Source organism: Pseudonocardia humida (genome assembly GCF_023898865.1).
Lineage (GTDB): Bacteria > Actinomycetota > Actinomycetes > Mycobacteriales > Pseudonocardiaceae > Pseudonocardia > Pseudonocardia humida.
The window spans coordinates 224,828-248,012 of record NZ_JAGSOV010000009.1 but is presented as its reverse complement, the minus strand read 5'-3'; the positions used below and the strand labels follow the sequence as shown (position 1 = coordinate 248,012).

General features: G+C 74.1%; 23 protein-coding genes and 1 pseudogene. 15 read left to right on the top strand and 9 right to left on the bottom strand.

Translation table 11 applies throughout. The features are described 5' to 3' along the window. Nucleotides 1-813, bottom strand: coding sequence for an endonuclease/exonuclease/phosphatase family protein (locus KDL28_RS03795; RefSeq protein ID WP_252435769.1), 813 nt, complete (start codon nt 811-813; stop codon nt 1-3). Nucleotides 814-922: 109 nt separating this feature from the next. On the opposite strand from KDL28_RS03795, the gene KDL28_RS03790 reads away from it, so the two are divergent. The 3 genes from KDL28_RS03790 (at nt 923) to KDL28_RS03780 (ending at nt 4,198) form a co-directional block, all read left to right on the top strand. Continuing rightward, nucleotides 923-2,020, top strand: coding sequence for a hypothetical protein (locus KDL28_RS03790; protein ID WP_252435768.1), 1,098 nt, complete (start codon nt 923-925; stop codon nt 2,018-2,020). 64 nt (nt 2,021-2,084) lie between these two features. Then, complete coding sequence (locus KDL28_RS03785; protein ID WP_252435767.1) at nt 2,085-2,687, top strand: transcriptional regulator; 603 nt, start codon at nt 2,085-2,087, stop codon at nt 2,685-2,687. Further along, entirely contained in the window at nt 2,684-4,198 is a 1,515-nt protein-coding gene (locus tag KDL28_RS03780) for a PEP/pyruvate-binding domain-containing protein (protein WP_252435766.1), read from the top strand. Before KDL28_RS03785 ends, KDL28_RS03780 begins: the two co-directional genes overlap by 4 nt. On the opposite strand, the gene KDL28_RS03775 is transcribed toward KDL28_RS03780, so the two are convergent. Next, the gene (locus KDL28_RS03775) at nt 4,184-5,623 is read right to left on the bottom strand and encodes an MFS transporter (RefSeq protein WP_252435765.1); all 1,440 of its coding nucleotides are present in this window, start codon (nt 5,621-5,623) and stop codon (nt 4,184-4,186) included. The two genes, KDL28_RS03780 and KDL28_RS03775, sit on opposite strands and share 15 nt — an antisense overlap. A 334-nt stretch (nt 5,624-5,957) precedes the next feature. Between KDL28_RS03775 and KDL28_RS03770 the strand changes: the two genes are divergently transcribed. Continuing rightward, nucleotides 5,958-6,146 carry a MerR family transcriptional regulator gene (locus tag KDL28_RS03770; RefSeq protein ID WP_252435764.1) on the top strand — a complete coding sequence of 63 codons (189 nt, stop codon included), beginning with the start codon at nt 5,958-5,960 and terminating at the stop codon, nt 6,144-6,146. 48 nt (nt 6,147-6,194) lie between these two features. Here the strand turns inward: KDL28_RS03770 and KDL28_RS03765 are convergent, their stop codons facing one another. Beyond that, entirely contained in the window at nt 6,195-7,073 is an 879-nt protein-coding gene (locus KDL28_RS03765; protein WP_252435763.1) for a LysR family transcriptional regulator, read from the bottom strand. A gap of 83 nt (nt 7,074-7,156) precedes the next feature. Between KDL28_RS03765 and KDL28_RS03760 the strand changes: the two genes are divergently transcribed. The 4 genes from KDL28_RS03760 to KDL28_RS03745 all read left to right on the top strand — a co-directional run bounded on the left by KDL28_RS03760 (nt 7,157) and on the right by KDL28_RS03745 (nt 11,002). Continuing rightward, a complete protein-coding gene (locus KDL28_RS03760; RefSeq protein ID WP_252435762.1) occupies nt 7,157-8,119 on the top strand; it encodes a threonine ammonia-lyase in 963 nt (320 codons plus the stop codon). Between the two features lie 113 nt (nt 8,120-8,232). Next, nucleotides 8,233-9,528: an MFS transporter gene (locus KDL28_RS03755; protein ID WP_252435761.1), complete on the top strand. Its 1,296-nt coding sequence runs from the start codon at nt 8,233-8,235 to the stop codon at nt 9,526-9,528. Nucleotides 9,529-9,591: 63 nt separating this feature from the next. Beyond that, the gene (locus tag KDL28_RS03750) at nt 9,592-10,428 is read left to right on the top strand and encodes an alpha/beta fold hydrolase (protein WP_252435760.1); all 837 of its coding nucleotides are present in this window, start codon (nt 9,592-9,594) and stop codon (nt 10,426-10,428) included. Continuing rightward, nucleotides 10,421-11,002, top strand: coding sequence for a TetR-like C-terminal domain-containing protein (locus KDL28_RS03745; protein ID WP_252435759.1), 582 nt, complete (start codon nt 10,421-10,423; stop codon nt 11,000-11,002). The genes KDL28_RS03750 and KDL28_RS03745 overlap by 8 nt, the downstream gene beginning before the upstream one ends. A gap of 246 nt (nt 11,003-11,248) precedes the next feature. Here KDL28_RS03745 and KDL28_RS42035 read toward each other — a convergent pair. Continuing rightward, nucleotides 11,249-11,809, bottom strand: a pseudogene (locus tag KDL28_RS42035) (adenylosuccinate synthetase); the annotation flags it as partial. 86 nt (nt 11,810-11,895) lie between these two features. Between KDL28_RS42035 and KDL28_RS03740 the strand changes: the two are divergent. From KDL28_RS03740 to KDL28_RS03725, 4 genes are all read left to right on the top strand, one after another. After that, complete coding sequence (locus tag KDL28_RS03740; RefSeq protein ID WP_252435758.1) at nt 11,896-12,390, top strand: cryptochrome/photolyase family protein; 495 nt, start codon at nt 11,896-11,898, stop codon at nt 12,388-12,390. A gap of 279 nt (nt 12,391-12,669) precedes the next feature. After that, nucleotides 12,670-12,834 carry a hypothetical protein gene (locus KDL28_RS03735; RefSeq protein ID WP_252435757.1) on the top strand — a complete coding sequence of 55 codons (165 nt, stop codon included), beginning with the start codon at nt 12,670-12,672 and terminating at the stop codon, nt 12,832-12,834. A 4-nt stretch (nt 12,835-12,838) separates the two neighbouring features. After that, nucleotides 12,839-13,315 carry a MauE/DoxX family redox-associated membrane protein gene (locus KDL28_RS03730; protein WP_252435756.1) on the top strand — a complete coding sequence of 159 codons (477 nt, stop codon included), beginning with the start codon at nt 12,839-12,841 and terminating at the stop codon, nt 13,313-13,315. A gap of 2 nt (nt 13,316-13,317) precedes the next feature. Next, the gene (locus KDL28_RS03725) at nt 13,318-14,070 is read left to right on the top strand and encodes a DsbA family protein (RefSeq protein ID WP_252435755.1); all 753 of its coding nucleotides are present in this window, start codon (nt 13,318-13,320) and stop codon (nt 14,068-14,070) included. Nucleotides 14,071-14,258: 188 nt separating this feature from the next. Here the strand turns inward: KDL28_RS03725 and KDL28_RS41315 are convergent, their stop codons facing one another. Continuing rightward, nucleotides 14,259-16,274 carry a S9 family peptidase gene (locus KDL28_RS41315; protein ID WP_252435754.1) on the bottom strand — a complete coding sequence of 672 codons (2,016 nt, stop codon included), beginning with the start codon at nt 16,272-16,274 and terminating at the stop codon, nt 14,259-14,261. A gap of 209 nt (nt 16,275-16,483) precedes the next feature. Here KDL28_RS41315 and KDL28_RS03715 point away from each other — a divergent pair, with 209 nt between their 5' ends. Then, on the top strand, nt 16,484-16,759 hold the full coding sequence (locus tag KDL28_RS03715) for a hypothetical protein (RefSeq protein ID WP_252435753.1): 276 nt from the start codon (nt 16,484-16,486) through the stop codon (nt 16,757-16,759). A 10-nt stretch (nt 16,760-16,769) separates the two neighbouring features. Here KDL28_RS03715 and KDL28_RS03710 read toward each other — a convergent pair whose 3' ends face one another. Continuing rightward, complete coding sequence (locus KDL28_RS03710; RefSeq protein WP_252435752.1) at nt 16,770-17,462, bottom strand: S8 family serine peptidase; 693 nt, start codon at nt 17,460-17,462, stop codon at nt 16,770-16,772. A 190-nt stretch (nt 17,463-17,652) separates the two neighbouring features. On the opposite strand from KDL28_RS03710, the gene KDL28_RS03705 reads away from it, so the two are divergent. Beyond that, nucleotides 17,653-18,303: a hypothetical protein gene (locus KDL28_RS03705; RefSeq protein WP_252435751.1), complete on the top strand. Its 651-nt coding sequence runs from the start codon at nt 17,653-17,655 to the stop codon at nt 18,301-18,303. Nucleotides 18,304-18,773: 470 nt separating this feature from the next. Then, a complete protein-coding gene (locus KDL28_RS40220; protein WP_256500706.1) occupies nt 18,774-18,908 on the top strand; it encodes a hypothetical protein in 135 nt (44 codons plus the stop codon). Nucleotides 18,909-19,081: 173 nt separating this feature from the next. Here KDL28_RS40220 and KDL28_RS03700 read toward each other — a convergent pair whose 3' ends face one another. The 3 genes from KDL28_RS03700 to KDL28_RS03690 all read right to left on the bottom strand — a co-directional run bounded on the left by KDL28_RS03700 (nt 19,082) and on the right by KDL28_RS03690 (nt 23,057). Beyond that, nucleotides 19,082-20,329 (bottom strand): MFS transporter, encoded by a 1,248-nt coding sequence (locus KDL28_RS03700; protein ID WP_252435750.1) that lies wholly within the window; start codon nt 20,327-20,329, stop codon nt 19,082-19,084. Further along, entirely contained in the window at nt 20,326-21,798 is a 1,473-nt protein-coding gene (locus KDL28_RS03695; protein WP_252435749.1) for a carboxylesterase/lipase family protein, read from the bottom strand. Before KDL28_RS03695 ends, KDL28_RS03700 begins: the two co-directional genes overlap by 4 nt. A 104-nt stretch (nt 21,799-21,902) precedes the next feature. Beyond that, nucleotides 21,903-23,057 carry a TetR/AcrR family transcriptional regulator gene (locus KDL28_RS03690; RefSeq protein ID WP_252435748.1) on the bottom strand — a complete coding sequence of 385 codons (1,155 nt, stop codon included), beginning with the start codon at nt 23,055-23,057 and terminating at the stop codon, nt 21,903-21,905. Between the last annotated feature and the right edge of the window lie 128 nt (nt 23,058-23,185).

Below are 23,185 nucleotides of genomic sequence, written 5' to 3'. Positions count from 1 at the left end.
TCAGCCCGGTGCGGACCACTCCAAATCGCACACGACGGCCAGGTGGTCCGACGGGTCCAGCCCGTCGACCGGGTGCCCGGCCAGCTCGGCCCGCCCCACGCTCACCCGCTGCCCCGGCCGGCCCGGTCGGACCAGCACGTGGTCTATCCGCTGGTCGATCAGCTCGGCGGCCTCCAGCGGCGCGTGCGGGTGCGCCGAGCTGAGGGTGACCGCGGCCGGGTCGCCACCGCCGGCCGTCCAGGCGTCGGTCAGGACGGCGTTCAGCGGCCGGAGCACCGGGCTGTCCGGGGCGGCGTTGAGGTCGCCGGCCACCAGCACCGGCAGCGGGCCGTCCAGCGCCGGATCGGTCGCCACCGCGGCCAGGGCCTCGGCCTGCGCGTGCCGGTCCGCGTCGAACTCCGGCTCCCACTCCAGGCAGGTCACGGCGACGCGCAGCGGGCCGTCCGGGTGGGCCAGTTCGGCGAGCAGGGTGGTCGGGGCGGTGTCGCGGTACCGGGCCGGCATCGGGACGGCCCGCCACCGGGTGATCGGCCACCGGCTGAGCAGGCCCAGACCGACCCGGACCCCGTCCTGGTCGGGGTGCTCCGGTGGGACGGGCGCCGGGGGCAGCGACGTCGGGGTGAACGCGGCGTGCAGGCCCGGCGGCCGGGCCAGCTCGTGCGCCTGGGTCGTGGCGTCGGTGCCCCACACCTCCTGCAGGGCGACGACGTCGGGATCGACCGCGCGCAGGGTGTGCGCGATGGCGGCCTGGCGCGCGCGCCACTGCGGGCCGAACCGCCACCACAGGTTCCAGGTCATGATCCGCAACCCCATCCGGTCATCCTGCCGCGCGTCGACGGGCCGTGCCCGGTCCCTCCGCCGGGGGATCCGGGTCCCCCCGCGGCGGGGGGTGGCGAGGTCCGGCGCCGACGACGCTCGGGGCATGTCCGCTCCAGGGGTTCGACGACGACCGGCGGTCCGCACCGCCTGGGTGTTCCGCGCGATGTCGGACTGGCCTGCCTGGTCGGGGCGCGCGGCGGCCGTGTGGTCGTTCGCGTACGGCGGCCTCGGGCTGCACTGGTCGCTGGGCGGCGACGGGTTCCCGTTCGCCCCGGTCGACCCGGACCGCGCCTCGGGGTCCGTGCTCGAAGGGGCGCCGGTCGGCGTGGTCGCGCCGGTCATGGCCGTGCTCGGCCTGCTCGGCGGCGTCGTCGGACTGGTGACGGCGAGGCGGGCCGGGAGCGGGTGGCCGCGGACGGCGGTGCTGGTGTTCGGCTGGACGGTGGCGGCGGGGCTGACCCTCGTCGTGCCGGACTACTCGCTGCTCGCGCTGCTGGCGTTCGCGCCGGTGCTGGCCGTCTTCGCGTTCACCGGGATTCCGGGCGACCAGGACGGCCTGGGCGACATCCTGTACTGGCACCGGACCAACCTGGTCGTGCTGTTCGTCGGCGGGCTGCTCTGGGCCGCGGCCACCCTCGCCCACCAGCGCCGGACCCGGGGGGCCTGCGCGCACTGCGGCCGCCGCGACGGGACCCACGGGCGGGGCCCGTCGCCCGCGGCGCTGCTCCGGTGGGGCCGGTGGGCGGTGGTGGTGGCCCTCCTCGCGCCGCTGCCCTACGAGGTCACCCGGATCGCGTGGTACCTCGGCTTCCCGCTGGGCATCAGCGACGACTTCCTGCGGATGATGCAGGGCACCCCGGGGATGCTGGAGGTCGGGCTCGGCTGCGCGATCGCCTCGGCGCTGGGCGGGGTCCTCACCCACGGCCTGGTGCGGCGCTGGGGGGAGGTCTACCCGCGCTGGGTCCGGTTCCGCGCCGGTCGCCCGGTTCCGCCCGCCCTGGCCGTCGTCCCGGCCGCGATCGTCGCGGTCGTCCTGGTCCCGGCCGGGTTGATGAACGTGCGCGCCGGGTTCAGCGCCGACTCCTGGGGGCTCAACCTGCCGAGCGCGCTGTGGGTGGTGTGGGGCGTGGCGCTCGGCGCCGCGACGCTGGCCTACCACCTGCGTCGCCGCGGGGCGTGCCGCAGGTGCGGGCGAACGTGAGCAGTCGCAGCGCTTCGAGCCGGATCGGCTCCACTCCGACGATGCTACGGTCATTCAGATGATGATGACATCTGAATCGGCCGTGCTGCATGCGCTGCGCTGCATCGGGTCCGCGGAAGCAGGCCGCGTCGCGACGGCGGCCGGCCTCGCCGAGGCCGACGCCGAGTCGGAGCTGATCGACCTGGCCGTCGCCGGGCTGGTCACGCACGACAGGGGCCCGTTCGGTGGATGGACCATCACCCCGGCGGGCAAGGCCGCCGACGCCGCCCGCGTCGCCGCCGAGCTGGACGCCGCGGGCGCCCGGGAGGTCGTGGCCGGGGTCTACGACCGCTTCCTGGGGCTGAACCAGGAGCTGCTCGAGCTCTGCACCGCGTGGCAGACGCGCTCCGTCGACGGGGCGATCGTCCCGAACGACCACGCCGACGCCGCCTACGACGACCGCGTCCTGGGCCTGCTAGACGAGTTCGCGCCGCGGGCCGATGCCGTGTGCGCGGAGCTGGCGGCGGTGCTCCCCCGGTTCGGGCGGTACGCGACCCGCCTGGGCGGCGCCGTGGCCCGGGTCGGGGCGGGGGAGCGGCAGTACTTCGTGGACGACCTGGAGGCCTACCACACCGTGTGGTTCCAGCTGCACGAAGACCTGCTGGTCACGCTGGGCATCCCGCGGTGAGGTGGGTCCGCCCGCTGGCCGCCGACCTGGCCGATCCGGTCGGGGTCATCGGGGCCAAGGCGGGCGGGCTGGTGCTCCTGCGGCGCCTCGGCCTGCCCGTCCCGGAGGGGTTCGTCGTCACCACCGCGGCGTGCCGGGCGTTCCGCCGCGACGGGCGCCCGCCCGCCGGGTTGCGCGAGGAGCTGGTCGCCGCCGTCGCCGGGGTGGAAGCCGCCACCGGACGCCGGCTGGGCGGGGTGCCGCCGCTGGCGGTGTCGGTCCGGTCCGGGGCCGAGGTGTCGATGCCCGGGATGATGAGCACCGTCCTGGGCCTCGGGCTCACCACCGCGGCGACGGGCGCGCTGGCCGCCGAGACCGGGGACCCCGGCTTCGCGCTCGACTCGCGGCGGCGCTTCCTGGCCAGTTCCGCCGCCGCCGGCGTGGCGCATCTCCCGGACGACGCCGTCGAGCAGCTGGAGCGGGCGGTCGGGGCGGTGTTCGCCTCCTGGGACTCGCCGCGCGCCCGGACCTACCGCACGCTGCACGGCATCCCGCACGACCTCGGGACCGCGGTCGTCGTGCAGGCGATGGTCTTCGGCAACCGCGACGACCGCAGCGCGGGCGGGGTCGCGTTCAGCCGCGACCCCACGACCGGGGAGCCGGGCCCGTTCGGCGAGGTCGTCTTCCGCGGGCAGGGCGACGACGCCGTGGCGGGCGCGGCCGCGACCCTGCCCCTCGACGAGCTGCGCGTGCGGGAGCCGGGAGCGTGGGCGGAGCTGCGCGGCGCGCTGGAGCGGATCGAGGCCCACCACCGGGACGCCTGCTCGGTCGAGCTCACCGTGGAGTCCGGTGCGCTGTGGTTCCTGCAGGTGCGCCGGGAGGGGTCCGGTGGGGCCGCGGCTGTGCGGGTGGCCACCGACCTCGTCGACGAGGGCGTCATCGGGCGGGACGAGGCGCTGCTGCGGTTGTCGGCGCGGCACCTGCGCGACGCCCGGGTGCCGCGCATCGCGCCCGGCGCCGAGGTCGACGTGCTCGCCCGCGGCGTGGGCGCGTGCCCGGGAGTGGCGGTCGGCCGGGTCGCGACCAGCGCCGACGGGGCGGTCCGGATGGCCGTCGAGGGGCCGGTCGTCCTGGTGCGACCGGAGACCTCCCCGCTCGACGTGCACGGCATCGGGGCCGCCGCCGGGGTGGTCACGGCGCGCGGCGGACCGGCCGGCCACGCCGCCGTCGTCGCGCGGTCGATGGGCAGGCCGGCCGTCGTCGGGGTGGCGGGCCTGGTCGTCGAGGACGGGGTCGTGCGGGTGGGCGGACGCGTGGTCGCCGAAGGCGCGCTGGTCGGCGTGGACGGCGGGAGCGGGGTCGTGGTGCTGGGCCGGCCGCCGGTCGTCGAGGCGGGCGACGACGACCGGCTGGCCCGGGTGCTCGGCTGGGCCGACGCCGTGGCGGGCGACGCCCGCGCGCGTCCCGACGTCGAGCGGCTCGCCGCGGCGCACGCCGTGCTGCGGGCGCGGGCGGCGTCAGCCGGTCGGTGAGGTGTCGGGTGCGGGCGCCGCGGCGCGCACCTTCGGCATCAGCACCCCCGCGACCACGGTGACGCCCACGGCGACCAGCACCGCGAGGAACACCGCGGCGCCGGACTCCGTCGCGACGGCCGGGTCGGTGGCCGGTCGGCCGGACGCCGCGACCACCCCGTTCGCGACGGCGCCCAGCGCGGCCGCGCCGAGCGCGCTGCCCAGCGACCGGGCGAACATGTTGGTGCCGGTGGCGACGCCGCGCTCGTGCCACTCGACGCTGGCCTGCGCGGCGATGATCGACGGGGTGGCGACCAGGCCCATCCCCGCGCCGGTCAGGAAGCAGCTGATCGCCACGGCGGCGACCGAGGGGGAGTGGGCGAGCAGGGCGAGCGACCCGGTGCCCCCGACGACCAGCGCGAGGCCGACGAGCACCGTCGGCCGGAAGCCCAGGCGCAGGTACAGCCGGCCCGACAGGCTGGCGCTCAGCGGCCAGCCCAGCGTCAGCGCGGCCAGGGCCAGGCCGGCCACCAGCGGCGGCACCCCGAGCGAGTACTCCAGGTAGGTCGGCACGAAGGACGTCAGGCCGATGAGGATCGCGCCCACGCCGAGCGCGAGCAGCGTCGTGGTCGCCAGCAGGCGCCTGCGGAACACCCACATCGGCAGGACCGGCTCCGCGGCCCGGCGCTCGGCCAGCGCGAACGCCGCCAGCAGGGCGGCGCCGCCGGCGAAGACGGCGATGCTCGCCGGCGAGTCCCAGGCCCAGGCCTGGCCGCCCTCCAGCACGCCCAGGATGACCAGCGTCATGCCGCTGGTCAGCAGCACCGAGCCGAGGTAGTCGATGCGGTGCTCGCGGCGCTGCACGGTCTCGCGGAAGTTGCGGGCGATGAGCCCGGCGGCCAGCAGGCACAGCGGCACGTTCACGAAGAAGATCCACCGCCAGATCCCCAGCTGGGAGAACACCCCGCCCAGCGTCGGGCCCACGACCGAGGAGACGGCCCAGACGCTGGCCAGGTAGCCCTGGGTCTTCGCGCGCTCGGCCACCGTGTAGATGTCGCCGGCGATCGTCATCGCCATCGGCTGCACCGCCCCGGCGCCAAGGCCCTGCACCGCCCGGAACGCGATCAGCGCCGGCATGCTCCAGGCCAGCCCGCACAGCACGCTGCCCAGCAGGAACAGCCCGATCCCCAGCAGCATCACCGGCTTGCGGCCGAAGGTGTCGGAGAGCTTGGCGTAGACCGAGACCGAGACCGCCTGGGCCAGCAGGTACACCGAGAACAGCCACGGGAACTGCTCGAACCCGCCCACGTCGCGCACGATGGAGGGCACCGCCGTCGCGAGGATGGTCGCGTCGATGGCGATCAGGCCGGTGGACACCATGAGGGCGAGCAGGACGGGACCGCGCTCCGAGCGCAGGCCGACCGCGGTCGTTGAGGTCGGGGGCACCCCAGGGACAAGGTGCGGGCGCTGGTCGATCATTCCGCCGCGCGCGAGATCGGGCCCGCCGACGGTCAGGGCTACCCAGTGCTCGGACGGGGCTCGGCCCGGTGGGCGGCGATGCGGGCTGCCGAGTCCGCCAGTGTCCGGGTGGAGCAGGGGTGGGGGATGGTCGGCGCCCTGTAGCCGCCACGCGCGCATCCCCGGGCCGCGCAGTAGCCGTCAGCGGTGCGGGTGTGGTCGGCCTCGATGTTCGCGATCGTCACCGGGAGTCGGCTCAGCTCGATCAGCACGCCCGTGTACTAGCCGGCGAACCGCAGGTCAGGGTGGCTCACGTGCCCGGGTGCCTGATCAGCCGCTGGTGTCGACGCCCGACGCTGCGCGGGCGCTGGGGATGTCAGCGCGCACGTTGCGGCGGTACGTGGTGGCGGGCTGGATCACGCCGGACCTGACGCTGGCCAGCGGTCAGTACCGCTGGGACGTCGAGAAGCTCCGCGAGCAGATCAACAACATGCGGAAGCCGGACGCGTGAGCCGTTCCGGTCGGGGTCGTCGGGGCTGGGCCCGCCGGCTTCCGGCGCCTATCCGACCTCGACGGCCGCGGCGCGGAGCCGGGTGAGCAGGGCGGCCGTCGGGGGCGGGTCGGGGGCGGCTCCGTGCACCGCGGCGACCACCGAGCGGCTCTCCCCGGGCAGCGCGGCCACCCGCACCCGGGCGTCGCGGCTGGCGGCCAGCGCGAGGCCGGGCAGGACGGTGACGCCCAGCCCGGCCGCGACCAGCGCCTGCACGGCCACGTAGTCGTCGGTGGTGAACGCGATGTCGGGGGTGAAGCCGGCGTCGGCGCAGCAGCGGACGAGGTGCGCGCGGCAGCGCTCGCAGCCGGTGATCCAGCGCCGGGCGGCGTGGTCGGCGGGCTCGTCGCCGGTGACGCCGGGCGGGGTCACCAGGTGCAGCCGGTCGGTCAGCAGCGGCACCCGGCGCAGCCCGTCGTCGTCATCGGGTGCGCCGGGGTGGTCGAACAGCACCGCGACGTCGACCTCGCCCGAGCGCAGCAGGGCCACGGCGTCCGGCGGTTCGGCCTCGGTCAGGCGCAGCTCGACGCCGGGGTGCTCGGCGGCGAACGCGGCCGCGGCCACCGGCACGAACGTGCCCAGCGCGGACGGGAAGGCGGCCAGCCGGACCCGGCCCGCGGTGAGCCCGGTGAGCGCGTCGAGCTCGGCCTCGGCGGCGTCGAGCCGGGCCAGGATCTCCTCGGCCCGCCCGGCCAGCACCTGCCCGGCCTCGGTGAGCCGGACGCCGCGGCCCACCCGCTGGACCAGCCGGCTGCCGGTCTCGGCTTCGAGCCGGGCGAGGTGGTGGCTGATCGAGGGCTGGGTGTAGCGCAGGGCGCGGGCGGCGGCGGTCATCGAGCCGTACCGCGCCAGCGCGGCCAGGACCCGCAGGCGGTTCACGTCGAGCACCCCGACAATCTATCGATGCGGTTGATGGGTGAGCCGAAGAACTGGCATTGGACCGATGGATGATCCGCCCGCAGGCTGGGGGCATGGTCCCGACGGTCACCTTCGCCGACATCCTGCGCGCCCGTGAGCTGCTGGCCGGGCACCTGCCACCGACCCCCATGTGGTCCTACCCGGCGCTCGACGAGGTGGTCGGCGCCCACGTGCTCGTCAAGCACGAGAACGTGCAGCCGGTCGGGGCGTTCAAGGTGCGCGGCGGGATCACGCTGCTGGCCGGGCTGGGCCCGGACGAGCGGGCCCGCGGCCTGGTCACGTTCTCGACGGGCAACCACGCGCAGTCCGTGGCCTACGCCTGCGCGGTGTTCGGGGCCTCGTGCACGGTCGTCATGCCCGCCGCGGCGAACCCGGCGAAGGTCAGGGCGGTGCGCGCGCTCGGGGCGACCGTGCTGCTCGACGGCGCCGACCTGGCCGGCGCGCAGGCCCGCGCCCAGGACGTCGCGGAGCGGGAGGGGCGGCTGCTCATCGGGCCCGGCGACACCCCGGAGCTGATCGCCGGGGTCGGCTCGATCTACCTGGAGGTCTTCGAGGCCCGTCCCGACCTGGACGCCGTCGTCGTCCCGGTGGGCAGCGGCACCGGCGCCGCGGCGGCCGGGTTGGTGGCCGCGGAGCTGGCGCCGCGGTGCCGGGTGATCGGCGTGCAGTCGAGCGCCTCGCCCGCCGCCCACGACTCCTGGCGCGCGGGGGAGTGCGTGCACCGGCCCGACCGCACCGCGGCGGAGGGCCTGGCCACCGGGCGGGGGTTCGCGCTGCCGCAGGCGCTGATGCGCACCGGCCTCGCCGACTTCCACCTCGTCCCCGACGAGCGGATCGCGCAGGCCCGGCGGCTGCTGGCCGGGTACGCGCACACCCTGGCCGAGGGCGCCGGGGCGGCCGCGCTGGCCGCGGTGCTGGAAAGTCCCGGGGAGTTCGCCGGGCGCACGATCGCCGTCGTGTGCACCGGGGGCAACGCCTCGCCGTCCGAGCTCGCCGACCTGGCCGAGCGGGCCTGACCGGGCAGACCCGACCGGGCGGACGGCTGTGGGCTGGGCCACGCGTTCCACGCCCGTGAGGTCCCCGTGTGGTCCCGTAGAGTCCTTCGATAGCAATGCGAAGGAGGCCGACGGTGGTCGAGGCGGACGGCCGCCGCGCTCCCGGACCCGTCCGCGAGCGGCTCCCGCGCCAGATCTGGATCCTGGTCGTCGCCGCCTTCCTGATCGCGATCGGCTTCGGCATCGTCGCCCCCACGCTGCCGGTGTTCGTCCGCAGCTTCGACGTCGGCGTCACCGCCGTCTCGCTCGCGGTCAGCATCTTCGCGCTGTCGCGGCTGGTGTTCGCCCCGCTCGGCGGGCGGTTCGTGACCCGCTACGGCGAGCTACCGGTGTACCTGGGCGGGCTCGCCGTGCTCTCGCTGTCGACCGCGGGGTGCGGCTTCGCCGCCGAGTACTGGCAGCTGCTGGTGCTGCGGGTGCTGGCGGGCATCGGGTCGACGATGTTCACGGTCTCGGCGCTGTCCATGCTGATCGGGTTCGCCCCGGAGACCATGCGCGGGCGGGCCACCGGGCTGTGGGCCACCGGGTTCCTGCTGGGCAACATCGTCGGGCCGCTGGTCGGTGGGGCCCTGCTCGTGGTCAGCCTGCGCGCGGCGTTCCTGGTCTACGCCGTGGTGCTGCTGGTGGTCGTGGGCGCATCGGCGCTGCTGCTGCGCCCCGGTCGGGGCCACGTCGAGCTGGGCGTGGAGACCCCGCCCGCGCGGTTCCGCGACGCCTTCGGCCACTCCGCCTACCGGGCCGCGCTGGTGGCCAGCTTCGCCAACGGCTGGGCCGTGTTCGGTGTGCGGATCGCGCTGGTGCCGCTGCTGGTGGTCGAGGTGCTCGGCCGGTCGGAGTCGTGGGCGGGCGTGGCGCTGGCCGTCTTCGCGGTGGGCAACGCCGCCACCCTGACCGTGACGGGCCGGATCGCCGACCGGATCGGTCGCCGCCCCCCGATGCTGGTCGGCCTGGCCGTCTCCGGGATCACCACGGCGTGCCTCGGCATGATCGACTCCGCGCCGCTGTTCCTGGTCGTCAGCCTGCTGGCCGGGGCGGGCAGCGGGCTGGTCAACCCGCCGATGAACGCCGCGGTCGCCGACGTCATCGGCTCCGGGGCGCGCGGCGGCTCGGTGCTGGCCGGCTTCCAGATGGCCGCCGACATGGGCGCGATCATCGGTCCGGTGGTGGCCGGGGCGCTGGCCGAGAGCGCGGGCTACTCCTCGGCCTTCGCCGTCACCGGGGCGGTGGCGCTGGTGGCGCTGGTGTTCTGGATCCGGGCCCCGGAGACGCTGGTGCGCCGCACGGCGGAGGAGGCCGACCCGCCGACCGCGACCGTCGAGGTCGAGCGCGAGGTGCCCCCGGCCGGGAAGGTGCGCGGCGAGCGGATTTGACGCCTGAGGCTAATTCGGTTAGCTTTTTAGCTAACAACATTAGCTGCATCTCCGGAGGACATCATGACCGAGTACCTCAGCATCGGCGCCGGCACCATCGCCTACGACGTGACCGGCGACGGCCCCCTCGTCGTCCTCGCCCACGGCATGGGCGACAGCAGGCACTCCTACCGCTTCCTCGTCCCGGACCTGGTCTCGGCCGGGTACCGGGTCGCGAACGTCGACATCCGCGGCTGCGGCGACTCCAGCCTCGGCTGGGACGGCTACAGCCGCACCGACATCGCCGGCGACCTGGTCGCCGTCGTGCGCCACCTCGGCGGCCCGGCGGTGATCGTCGGCCAGTCGATCAGCGGCGGCGCGGCGACGATCGCGGCGGCCACGGCACCCGAGCTGGTCAGCGGGATCGTCGAGCTGGCGCCGTTCACCCGCAAGCAGTCGATCTCCCTGGGCGGGATGGTGCGGGTGAAGCGCCACCGGGCCGGGTCCACCCACCTGATGATGACGCTGCTGCGCGGGAGCCTGTCGAGCTGGAAGAAGTACCTCGACCTGGCCTACCCGACCAAGCCGGCCGACTGGGACGGCGAACTGGCCCGCATCGAGGCGAAGATGGGCGAGCCCGGCCGGATGCAGGCCCTGCAGGCCATGGCCAAGTCCGCCCCGACCGACGCCGGCGCGCAGTTGCCCAACGTCACGTGCCCGGTACTGGTGGTCGAAGGCGGTCTCGACCCCGACTGGGCCGATCCGCGCGCCGAGGGCGAGAAGATCGTCGCCGAGCTGCCGGCCGGGCTGGGCGAGCTGGTCGTCATCGACGGGGCCGGTCACTACCCGCACGCACAGACCCCCGAGGAGCTGCTCGCGGTGGTCCTGCCGTTCCTGGCCCGGACGGCGGCCCGTGCCTAGGGCCGGGCTCACCCCGGCGGCGGTCACCGCGGCCGGCGCCGCCCTCGCCGACGAGGTGGGGTTCGACCAGCTCAGCATGGGTCTGCTGGCCGAACGGCTCGGGGTCCGGACCCCGTCGCTCTACAAGCACGTCGCCGGTCAGGCCGACCTCGCCCACCGGATCGCCGTGCTGGCCGTGAACGAGGTCGCCGACGCCATCCGCGACGCCATCCAGGGGCGGGCAGGCCGCGACGCCCTCGCCGCAGGCGCGCAGGCGATGCGCAGGTACGTGCTCGACCACCCCGGCCGGTACGCGGCGGGCAACGCCGCCCGCCCGAACGGGCCCGACGACCCGCTGGTCCCGGCCGTCGAACGGGTGCTCGCCTCCTGGGCGGCCATGCTGCACGGGTACCGGTTGGCCCCCGACCAGGAGATCCACGCCCTGCGGATGCTGCGCAGCAACCTGCACGGGTTCGCGACCCTGGAAGCGGGCGGCAACTTCCAGTTCGACGCCGACGTCGACGACAGCTTCACCTGGATGATCGACTTCCTGGACCAGGGCCTCGAGAAGCACGTGGAAGGCCGTAGCGGGTAGCGGCCGCACCACCTGCCCGCGCGACGAACCGCTTGTGCGCGCGGTCGGGGCCCCACGATTCGAGGCGGACCGGCGCGCCGAGCAGCGATCCGATCTCGCCGGCCCAGTCGTCGGGGCGGCGCAGGCGGCGGGCCGGGCCCGCAGCAGGCGGTCGGTCAGGGCGCGCTGGTGGTCCAGGTCGCGGACCGGCCCCGGCTCGATGCGGTCCCAGACCTCGCCGTCGACCTCGTAGGCCGTGCACACGCGCAGCGCCGCGGAGCGGGCCGGAGCGTCGAAGTGCCCCACCCGGAACGCGCCCTGCCACTCGCCTGCGCGGTTGTGCGCCTCCGGGAGGTCGAGCGGCGCCTCGGTCACCAGCGGGCCGGGGCCGTGCCGCGTGGTGGAGGTCCGGACGACGTCGAGGCGCTCGACGTCCCCGTTCTCCCCGCACAGCTCCGCCACGTTCGCGAAGGTCGTCGAGGACCAGGTGGTGAACGGGTGCCAGCCCCGCCACTCGTCGAGGAGCACTCCTTGCGCGCCCTCGAAGACGCACCGACCCTGGCGCAGGATGCGCGCGGTGAAAGTGGGGGCACGACGGCCACCGCCGCGCCGAACGCGACGAACGCGTCCGCGACGTCGTCCAGCGCGGGGGCGTCGAGCGCCCCGTACCGCGAGGTGAGGCGGTCGCGCACCGCGGCGAGGCGCCGGCGCAGGACCCGGGATGTGCGCACGTCGCCCGCGCGGGCGCGTCGGCGTTGTCCCGGGCGTACTCGACGGTCTGCCCGAAGCCGATCCCGCAGGAACCGTGCCGGGCCCCGCCTGCGCCACCTGGCCGCCGAGCTCGGCGACCGGCGATCCACCTGCGCGCCGACGGCTACCGGGACGCGCTGGAGAGGGTCGGGCGCCCGGTCGTCGTGCACGAGCCCACCTCGCAGGGCCTGCCCACCGTCGGGCGCGACGGCCCGCGCTGGTTCGCGGTGACCGCGGCCGAGGCCCGCCGGGCGCTCGCGCACTTCGTCGAGCACCGGCCGGCCCACTTCGGCCCGCACGAGGACGCGCCGCTCGCCGGCGACTGGGCGATGGCGCACTCGCTGCTGTCCGTGCCGCTCAACCTGGGCCTGCTGCACCCGCTGGACGTGGTCGGCGAGGCCGAGGCCGCCTACCGCAGCGGCGACGTCCCCATCGCCTCCGCCGAGGGCTTCGTGCGCCAGGTGCTCGGCTGGCGGGGGTACGTCTGGCAGCTGTACTGGCGGTTCGGCCGGGCCTACCGGCACCGCAACGCCCTGCGCACGCCCCGCTGCCCGACTGGTGGCGCGAGCTCGACGCCGACGCGGTCACCGCGGCCTGCCTGCGCGACGCGCTGGCCGGCGTCCGCGACCGCGGCTGGACCCACCACATCCCGCGGCTGATGGTGCTGGGCAACCACGCCCTCCAGCGCGGGTACCGGCCCGCCGCGCTGTCGGACTGGTTCCGGGAGGCGTTCGTCGACGGGTTCGAGTGGGTGATGCCGCCCAACGTCACCGGCATGAGCCAGCACGCCGACGGCGGCCGGATGGCGACCAAGCCGTACTCCTCCGGCGGGGCCTACATCAACCGCATGTCCGACCACTGCGGCGGCTGCGCCTTCGACCCCGCGCAAGCGCCTCGGGGACGACGCCTGCCCGTTCACCGCCGGGTACTGGGCGTGGGTGCACCGCCACCGGGACCTGCTGGCGGCCGACAACCGGACCAGCCGGGCGGTGGCGAGCATGGGCGGGCTGTCGGACCTGGAGGCGGTGCTGGAGCAGGAGTCGGCCCGCGAGAGCTTCTGTGGCGGGCCTGGCGAGGGGCCCCGGCGGGGACCACTACGCTGAACGCGTGAAGTCCGGCCGCGCCCTCGATGTGATCGGGACGCTGGCACGGCTCGGTCTCGCCGCGGTGTGGCTCATCTCCGGCGGGCTCAAGGCCGTCGACCCCGACCAGACCTACGTCGCCGTCCGCGCCTACGACGTCCTGCCCGACGTCGGCGTCGAGGTGGTGGCCGCGCTGCTGCCGTGGGTCGAGATCGCCTTCGGCGTGCTGCTGCTGGTCGGCGTGGGCACCCGGATCGTCGCGGTGCTGTCGCTGGCGCTGCTCGTGGTGTTCGTGGCCGGCGTCGTGCAGGCCTGGGCGCGCGGGCTCTCCATCGACTGCGGCTGCTTCGGCGGCGGCGGGACCGTGGAGCCCGGGCAGACGGCCTACGTGCAGGAACTGCTGCGCGACACCGGCTTCGCGCTGCTCGCCTGCTGGCTGATCGCCCGACCGCGCACGCTCGCGTCGCTGGACTCACGGCTCGTCGACTCGGAGAGGACCTGACCATGGGCGGAGCTGCCCGCAACGAGAAGCGGCGCAAGCAGGACGAGGCGGCCCGCAAGCTGGCCGCGGCGGGCATCAAGGTGGAGCGCAAGACCGGCCCCAACCGGACCGCGATCATCATGGTGGCCGTCGTCGTGGTGTTCGCGCTGCTGGTGGGCGGGTTCATCTTCTGGCAGCGCAGCAGCTCGTCCGCCGACGTCGTCGCCTCCTACCCGGTGGCGGTGTCGGGCGCGGTCGTCACCGCCGGGTCGGGCCCGGTGGTCGTCGACACCTACGAGGACTACCTCTGCCCGCAGTGCGAGCGCTTCGAGACGCGCTACGGCGACGAGATCAAGACCGCGCTCAACGAGGGCAGGATCACCGTCAAGTACCACGCGATCGCGATCCTCGACCGGCTCACCGAGCCGCAGGGCTACTCGACCCGGGCCGCGAACGCCGCGCTGTGCGCGGCCGCGGCGAACATCTTCCCGGGCTACCACGAGAAGCTGTTCGCCGAGCAGCCCGCCGAGGGCGGCTCGGGCCTGACCGACGAGCAACTGGTCGCGTTCGGCACCGAACTCGGCGCCGGCCCCGACTTCGGCACCTGCGTCACCGGGGGCGCGAACTCCGCCGCCGTCGGCGCCGAGACCGAGAAGGCCGCCGCCGACCAGGCCCTGCAGACCGAGGGCACGTTCGGCACGCCGACCGTCACCGTCAACGGCAAGAAGATCGACCTGAACGACACCTCCTGGCTGCAGAGCGCCATCGGCGCCTGACCGCCCCATCGCCCCGGCGGCGCCCCGGCCTCCGTGTCGCCCAGCCCGTTGCCCCCGTGTCAGGAAAGCCACCATCAGGACACCACACGTCCTGATGGTGGCTTTCCTGACATCAGAGCAGGGCCCTGTGCGGATGGGCGGGGGCGGGGGCGGGGCGGGGCGGGGCGGGGCGGCGGTGAGTGGGCGGGCTACTGCGTGCGCGAGGGGTGGTCCCAGGTGATCGCGGGGCGCCGGCCGCCGAGGTGCCGGCCGAACCAGTCGAGGATGATCTCCGCGCGCTGCACCCGGTGGCGCGGCGAACCGCTGCGGGACAGCTCGTGGCCCTCCTCGGGGAAGCGCCAGTACTCCACCGGCTTGCCCAGCAGCCGCAGCGCCACGAACAGCTGGTCGGCCTGCTCGACGTGGCAGCGCAGGTCGTCCTCGGAGTGCAGGATCAGCACCGGGGTGCTGATGTCCTGGACGTAGCTGATCGGCGAGATGCGCCGGTAGAGCTGCGGGGCCTCGATGTGGGTGGCGCCGAACTCGTGGCGGAAGTGCCCACCGGCGTCGGAGCTGGTCTCCAGCGACTCGGTGTTGTTCACCGCGCGCTCGCTGCACGCCGCGGCGAACCGGTCGGTGTGCCCGATGAGCCAGCTCGTCAGGTAGCCGCCGTAGGAGCCGCCCAGCACGCCGACGCGGTCGGGGTCGAGCTGCGGGTCGCGGGCCAGCGCGGCGTCGAGCGCGGCCAGCACGTCGTCGGCGTCGATGCCGCCCCACCCGGTGCCCGGGGCCTCCTGGGCCTCCGGCGGGCGGATCGACCGCGCCCAGGCGTCGGTCTGGCCGGTCGAGCCGTGCGGGTTGCAGTAGACGACGGCGTAGCCCGCCGCCGTCCAGAGCTGGAACTCGTCGAAGAAGCTGTTGGTGTACTGGGTCATCGGGCCGCCGTGGATGGACAGCAGCACCGGGATCCGCTCGCCGGGCGCGGTGTCCGCGGGCGTGACCAGCCAGGCGTCCATCTCGCCGTCGCCGGCGGGGGAGGGCACCCGGAAGTACTCCGGCGCCCGCACCGCGACGGCGTCGTGGAACGCGGCGCCCACCGCCGTGAGCCGGCGCTCGGTGCCGTCCGCGTCGCGCACGAACAGCTCCGGCAGCGCGGTCGGCGTGCCCGCGACGAACGCCAGCACCCCGCCGGCCCGGTCGAAGCCGCTGATCGTCCGGGTGCCGCCGAGCACCCGTTCGGCGGGTGCGGAGCCGTCCGCGGCGACCCGGTACACGTGCACGTCGCCGCGGTCCTCGAGGGAGAACAGGACGTGGTCGCCGTCCCAGATCGGGGCGCGCGCCCCGGGCATCGGCGCGCACTGGCGGTCGAGCTCGGCGGTGAGCACCCGCTGCTCGCCGGTGGCCACGTCGGTCAGCACGACCTGGTGGTGCGTGGGCAGCAGCTTGCCGTCGCCGGCGAGCGTGGCGATCGTGGTGCCGTCGGGGCTCCAGGACGGCCAGCCGTGCGAGATCCGGCCGGTCGAGGTCAGCGCGGTGGGCGGGTCGTCCGTGCCCAGGTCGATGACGTGCAGCTCGGAGATGAGGTCGAGGTCCCAGTCCTTGGCCCGCGGCGCCGCGGTCAGCAGCCGGCTGCCGTCCGGGCTCCACACGGGCTCGCCGTACTCGTACGGGCCGCCGGCCACCAACCGCGGGGCGCCGAACCCGTCGGCCGGGACGACGAACAGCGAGCGCGGCCGGTCGATCGTCCAGCCGGTGCCGTCGATCCGGCTCCACAGCCGGTCGATGCGCCGGGGCGGCCGCGCCCGCTCGTCGTCGCCGTCGGAGTAGCGCCCGGTGCGCTCGCGGGAGGCGAACGCGATGTGCCGGCCGTCGGGTGACCAGGCGGGATCCTCGATGCCCTCCGGTCGCTCGCACAGGGTGACGGTCTCGCCCGGGCCGTCGACCGGCACCACGTGCAGGGTGGCGGCCTCGGAGTCGGCGGAGCGCCGGCTGGTGAACGCGAGCCTGCGCCCGTCGGGGGACCAGACGGGTCGGGAGTCGCCGCGCTCACCGGAGGTGAGCTGGCGCGGTGGCGCCGAACCGTCGGTCGCGGCGAGCCAGACGGCGCTGCGGTAGCGGTTGGCGTCGAGGTCGACGCGGGTGACGGTGAAGGCGACGAGCGAGCCGTCGGGGGAGACCCTCGGGTCGGCGAGGGACACGAGACGTCCGATGTCGGTGGGTTGCACCCCGGTCACGCTAGAGCACCGGACGGCTGCTGAGATCGCCTTTCAGGCCCCGCCGTCGGTCGCCGGGGCCGGCCTGCTGGGCGCGAGCGGCCTGCTCGGCGGCTGCGCGAGCGCCGACCCGGTGGTGACCGACACCGTCCGAGGGCCCGCCGCCCAGGCGCGCACCACCCGGCGGCGAGTAGCGTCGGCGTCCTCGGCAGGAGGTCGCGATGGTGCAGAGGTTGCCCCGCACGCTGAGCCCCCGGGCGAAGCACCGGTTGGTGCGCGCGGGTGCCGACGAGCGCGTCCGCACGCTCGTCCGCGTCGCCCCCACCGCCGACCCCGACGACCTGCTCGCGCGCGTCGCCGGGCTCGGCGGCGCGGTGTCGTCGTGGAGCCCGGAGACCGGTCTGCTGGCGGTGGAGCTGCCCGCCGCCCGGCTCGGTGGGCTCGCCGAGCTGGACGGCGTCGTGCACGTCGACGCGGACGACGCGTACCGGTCGTGACGGCGGGCCCTCAGCCCAGCAGCCGCGCGGCCTCGACGGCGTCGACCCGGCCGTAGCCCCACGCCGCGTCGAACGGGACCACACCGTCCGGCGGGTTCGCCGAGGCCAGCAGCGCCTTGCGCAGCTGCGCCGCGGACAGCGTGGGATCCAGCTGCAGCAGCAGCGCGACGATGCCGCTCACGTGCGGCGCGGCCATGCTCGTCCCGCTCATCTCGGTCCGCACCGGGCGCACCCCGCCGAGCCCGTCGGGGCGCCCGCCCAGCGACGCCGAGGACACGATCCCGGTGCCCGGCGCGGCGACCTCGGGCTTGTCGCGCCCGTCGCGGGTGCGCCCGCGGCTGCTGGACGAGCTCGGGGCCACGGTCACGTGGTCGTAGTTGGCCACGCTGATGCCGCGCCTGCTCGTGGCCGGGGTGCCCAGGGTCATCACCGGGTCGAAGTCGGACCCGACGAAGAACGACTGGTCGGCGAAGGCGTTGGCGGGGTCGCGGGCGTCGCGCTCGATCCAGGCGTCGAACCGGCCCGACCGGACCCGGGCCGCGGTGATCTCGACCCGCCACACCCCGCCCGCCACCCGCGCGGCCGTGCCGGGGTCGACGGCGATGAAGATGCGGGAGTCGCCGTTGAGCGGGGAGAGCCGCTCCGAGTCGAGGAAGGCGCTGTTGCCGCTCGGGAAGTCGTGCAGCTCGGTCTGCCCCGGCATCACGACGGAGGTCGTCCGACCGGTGGGGTCGATCAGCCGGACGTGCAGCTCGTCGCGCGGCGAGTACCAGATCTCCAGCTCGTTGGGGCTGCGGTCCGGCCCGGTGGGCAGCGGGCCGCCCGACGCCGGCGGGGAAATCGGCGTCCGCGGAGCACCCGCTGCCCGCCGCGGTGCCCGCGACGTGGGTGCCGTGGCTGCCCGGACCGGGGTCGTGGCGGACCACGGAGAACGGGTCGTCGGCCTTGAGCGCGGCGTCGATGGCCGCGGCGTCGTACTCCACGCCGCGGCGGAAACCGGCCGGGGCCGACTCACCCGCCCGCGGTACGAGCCCCTGGTCCCACAGGAACGCGACGCGCGTGGTGCCGTCGGCCGCGCGGAAGTCGTCCAGGGTGAAGTCGAGACCGAAGTCGATGATCCCGACGACGGTCCCCTCCCCGGTCAGGGCGGGGCGCGGCGGCTGCGCGGTGCGCAGCCGGTCGGCCCGGGTCTCCGGCACCGAGCTCGCCAGCAGCGGCCCCAGCAGCCGCGCGGCCTCCACGAACTGCACCTGCGGCTGGTCGGCCAACGCCTCCAGCTCGGAGATCGGCAGCTGCACGGCGTGGATGCCCTCGGCCACGGTCGTCCAGGTGGTGCCCGCCGTACCGGGCAGCGGCGGCCCGTCGGACCGCACCAGCACCCGCGTCGACGGCGGCCCGCCGGCCGGCAGGGCACCGTCGCGGGCGACGACCTGCGCGGCCGTGAGATCGTCCAGCCGCGCGGGCTGGTCCTGGGCGTGCACGAGCCGGCGCAGCCGCGGGTCGAGAGCGGGGTTGAGCGAACGGGCCATGGTGCTTCCTCCTAGGACGGGGCCAGGAGGAGCGATCGGCGGAGTAGAGGGATACGCCGTTCGCGGGGCAATACGCACTTCTGCGTACCGCCCCGCCCCCTGCGCCCCCACCGCGCACACCCAGTGGCCACCGCGCACATGTCCTGACGTGTGCGCCGTGGCCACACGGTGCGCGCGGTGCCCCGGGACCCCACCGGACCGCCATCTCCCCCGAACCCTGGGCAGTCCCACCCGTTGCGGGGTCCCGAAGACCCGCGAAGGGGCCGTCGAGGCGATCGGATCCTGCGCGTCACCCGCCGCAGCGCGTCAAGGCCCGCACCCAGACGATCAACCAGCTCAAGGCCCTGCTGCTGACCGCACCCGCCGACCTGCGCGAGGACCTGCGTCACCTGCGCACCCCCGCCCTGGTCAGCGCCTGCGCCGCGTCGCCCGTCACCGGGTCCTGCCACGACCCCGCCCATGCGGCGATCCTCGCCCTACGCCGGTTGGCCGCCCGCTACCAGTTCCTCACCGACGAGATCACCGCCGCGGACCGCGAACGGCACCAGCTGGTCACCATCACCGCACCCGAACTACTCGACCTCCCCGGCGTCGGCGTCGAGGCGCCGGCCGACTCCTGACCACCGCCAGCGACAACCCCAAACCGGATGCGTGCGAGTGTCGCGCCTGCCGATCTCCGACCCTTGCGACGCTGCCGGATCCAGCTGAGCGCCATGGCGGCCACCCGCGGAGCTCTGGGCAGGGAGTGCGGGAACGGGTGCCTCATCGGCTGAGCACACCACGTCGATCGGGGTCAGCGAACGGACCGGATGGGCAGGATGGCGAGCGCGGCGAGCACCGCCATGACGGCTGCGAATCCGTACAGCATGGGATACCCGGCGACGCTGATCACGAGGCTGGCCACGAGAGGGGCGAGCACTTGTCCGCCCGCTTGGGCGATGTTCAGCACGCCGAGGTCCTTGCCCGCATCGCTCGCGTTCGGCAGGACCTGCGTCATCAACGCCTGGTCGACGGCGAGGTACACCCCGATGCCAAGGCCGCCGAGCGCGATGGACACGAGTGCGCCGGTGATCGTCGGCGAGACGATGGGAACGACACAGCTCACGGCGACGACGATCGACGCAACGACGACGAACGGCTTGCGTCGGCCGATGCGGTCGGAGATGAGCCCCGACGGCACGAGCGCCACGATGATCGCCAGGCTCATGACACCCGTCACCAGGGGGAAGACCTCATTCGCCTGCGCCAGTCCGAGGCCGATGTAGTCGTCGAGGATGTACAGCTGGAACGAGACGATCGACCAGTAGCCGACTATGAGAACGAGCCGCGCGATGAAGGCCCAGAAGAAGTCCGGGTGCTTACGCGGGTCCACGAAGAAGCTGCGCAGTGTCTCCGTCCACGAGACGCGCTCGGCGACCGGGGCCACCGTGTCGAACTTGCGATCGCGGAGAGCGAGCGCGAAGGGGATGCCGCCGATGACGGCGAGCCCCGCCATGACGACGAAACCGACAGTCAGATCGCCCACGAACCGGGAGGCGATGACGATGCCGATCAGGCCGCCGACGAAGATGCCCAGCGACCCGAGGGCGGAGAAGACGCCGCGACGCGCGACGGGTGTGCGGTCGGGGATGATCGCGCTGAGTGGACCGGTGATCATGCTGTAGAAGATCGCGACGACCGCGGCGAGCGCGACGACGAGCGCGACGGTGCCGCCGAGGGCCAGTCCGAGGAGAGTGGCCCCGAGTCCGACGACGCCGCCGACGATCCAGGGCACCCGGCGTCCCAGGCGGGATCGCGTGCGGTCGGACAGCAGTCCCCACAGCGGCTGGCTCACGACCGCAGCGACCGCGGAGACGGCGCCGGTCAGCCCGAAGATCGCGACCTTGTTGGCCTCGTCCAGTTCGGCGATGAGGTTCGGGACGAGTGAGTTCGCTACCCCTCCGTTCGCAATGTTGACGAAGAGTTGCACTCCGAAGAACCCAGCCATCACCGTGCCGAGTCCTCGTACGCGAGCGGTCGTATCGAGCATGGGCTGGGTCATCGCTTTCCCTCCCATGCTTTCCGCGCCATCGCGGCAGGATCGTTCTGAACTGTGCTCACGGTGTCGAACACCATGGTCGTGCGGTCGGTGGGCCCGTACGGAGCCCACCCGGGGTCGCCGTTCTTCGCGAAAGCGGCGAACGCGTCGTGCATGCTCGTCGCGAGCTGCTGCGGGGCATCGGGTCCGAGCAGCGCCAGCCCGGCGGGTCCGACGGCGGCCAGGCCGGCGAGGTCGTCGCGGATGAAAGGCACCTCGAGCGCGTGGTTGGCACCGAACCCCTCGGGGAACGACGGGCTCTCCCAGTGGAACTCGTAGACGTGCGTGGGCGCAGTCCGGCGCTCGACGAGTTCGAGGGTGGGCACCCGGAACAACCAGTCCGTCCACGCCGCCTCGACCAGCTGGGCTCCGGTGCGTAGGCGGCGAGGCCCCGCGGTGTACGCCTGACGGATGTCGTCGTCCACGCCCAGCAGCGCGAGCATCTGCTCGGCCCGTTCGTCGGGCAGGGTCTCGAGCAGTCCGAGCCCGGCGAGGAAGCCGGTCGTCTCGTTGCGCACGGTTCCGGTCATCAGTGGCACGGTCGACGTGCGTGCGGCCGCCATGGGCGATTCAGGCATCGACGCGGTGCCGCACACTCCGCGGTAGGGCGACACGGTGAACGCATCGACGCCCCACTGCGAGGGATCGACGAATTCGAGCGCCATCGGAATGATCTCGGCCAGCGTGCGCTCGAGCGAGAGCCCGGCGAACGCCTCTCGCTCGGGTGCGACGCCGTACCGCTCGGCGAGCCGGGCGGTCACGCGAGCCGCACCGGCGGCGTCGGTCGCAACGACCGGTGAGCCGCTCATGGCGATAGCGCGGGCGAAGAGGCCACGCGCGGCGGGCATCGCCAGCAGCTCGAGGATGGCGACGGCGCCGGCGGACTGTCCGAACACCGTCACGTTGGACGGATCGCCGCCGAAGTGCTCGATGTTGCGTCGCACCCATTCCAGCGCCGCGATCTGGTCTCGAAGACCGAGATTCTCGGTGCCGTCTCCGAAGAAGGCGAAACCGTCGACACCGAGGCGGTAGTTGACGCCGACGTGCACGATCCCGTCCCGCGCGAACGTCCGACCATCGTGAGCCGGCGCCGATCCGGTGCCGGTGATGAAACCGCCGCCGTGGATCCACACCATGACCGGAAGTCCCGCCGTCGCGGGATCCGGGGTCCAGACGTCGAGGGTGAGCGAGTCCTCGCCCTGCACGTGGGGATTGAAGTAGGCGTCGAACGGATCGCCCTCGAATCTCCCCTGGGGCGACCCGGGCCCGAACTCGGACGTGTCGCGCACACCCTCCCAGCGTTCGACGGGCATCGGGGGCAGGAACCGTCGTGCACCGTATGGCGCGGCCGCGTACGGGATCCCGCGGAAGCGGACTGCGCCGCGATCGACCACGCCTGCGACGGCGCCCTCTCCGGTCAGTACCAACACCATCGGTGAGCCTCCGCTAGCTTCGCGACTGAGCCGGATCTCACGTTAACTTAGCACGTAACGGTGCAGGAGCAGGGGTCCGCGTCTGGCGGAAGAGCAGATGATCATTAACTTGTGCTGAGCATCCTCCGCACCAGCACGGTGGTGTCGCTCACCGAGAACACCTCCAGGTCGGCGGCTTGGAGCGCGCGATCACCGATGACGGCGAGGACGGCGCGCATGCGGACCCGTGTCGCCTCCGCGGGCAGCGCCGGCACGATGGCGACACACAGCGCCAGCCACTCGTCCAGGTAGTCCTGGACGAGCGCAAGGATCTCCGCCTGGTACTCGTCCGGCAGGTTCGGCAACTCGTCCGCCAGGCTTCCCGTCCAGGACGGGTGCCGTGCGGTGAACTCCAAGGACGACGCCACGGTCAGCTGTAGGGCTTCGTCCGGGCTCGTGGCGCGCGCGGAGTCCTGTTGCAGCATCGCCGTCACCCACTGCGCGACCCTGCGCAGAACGGCCGCGAAGAGGTCGGGTTTGCCCGCGAAGAGTTGGTACACCGTGGCCGCCGTCACACCGGCTGCCGCGGCGATGTCGTCCAGGCTGACAGCGTGGTACCCGCCGCGGCGGGTCACCAGCGACGCGCACGCATCGAGGAGTGCCGTCTTCTGCGTCGCCCATGACCGGGGCGCCGGCTCCTCGTCGTGGACCGGAAGGGTGACGAGCGGATCGAGGGGCCGGAAGCTGAGAACGGCAGCCACGACCTCTTCGAGTTGCCGGCGCTGCTCCTCTGCGCTGAGGGGTGATGAGTAGAACCCCGTGCTCGACACAGCGGCGAGCGCCGCCCGAGCGAGTATCCGTCCGAGTTCACCGGTCGCGTCAGCGTGAACGCGCGCACCGACCGTGTCGACCACCGCCGAGATGCGGCGAGCCAGCTCGCCATCCGGATCCACGAGGCGGCGGCGGCGGTCAGGGCTCCACAGCAGACCCAGGGTGGGGTGCTCCACGCCGACCCGAGCCAATCCCCGAACGATCTCGTCGACGGAGGTGGATGCTGCGACGCTCCGCTCGAGCTCCACCAGATTGGATTCGAGCGCGGCGGTGTAAAGGGCCGCTTTCCCGCGGAAGTGACGATACAGCGCGGGTGCCGTGATACCCAGCTCAGCGGCGATGTCCTCCAGGCTCGTTCCGACGTACCCTCGCCGATGGAACAGCACGCCAGCGGTCGCGAGAATGGAAGCACGGCGGTCTTTCGGTCGCGTTCGCCCCTCTTGTGTCACTCGTGAAGCCTATTGCTGCGCCCGAACACCCGGGCTGGGGGTCATCCCGCGCGACCGGCCGAGTCTCAGCTTGATCTTCAACCTGCGCGTTGTCGGTGAGCGGTGATGGTGCGGTCGCGTTTGATGGT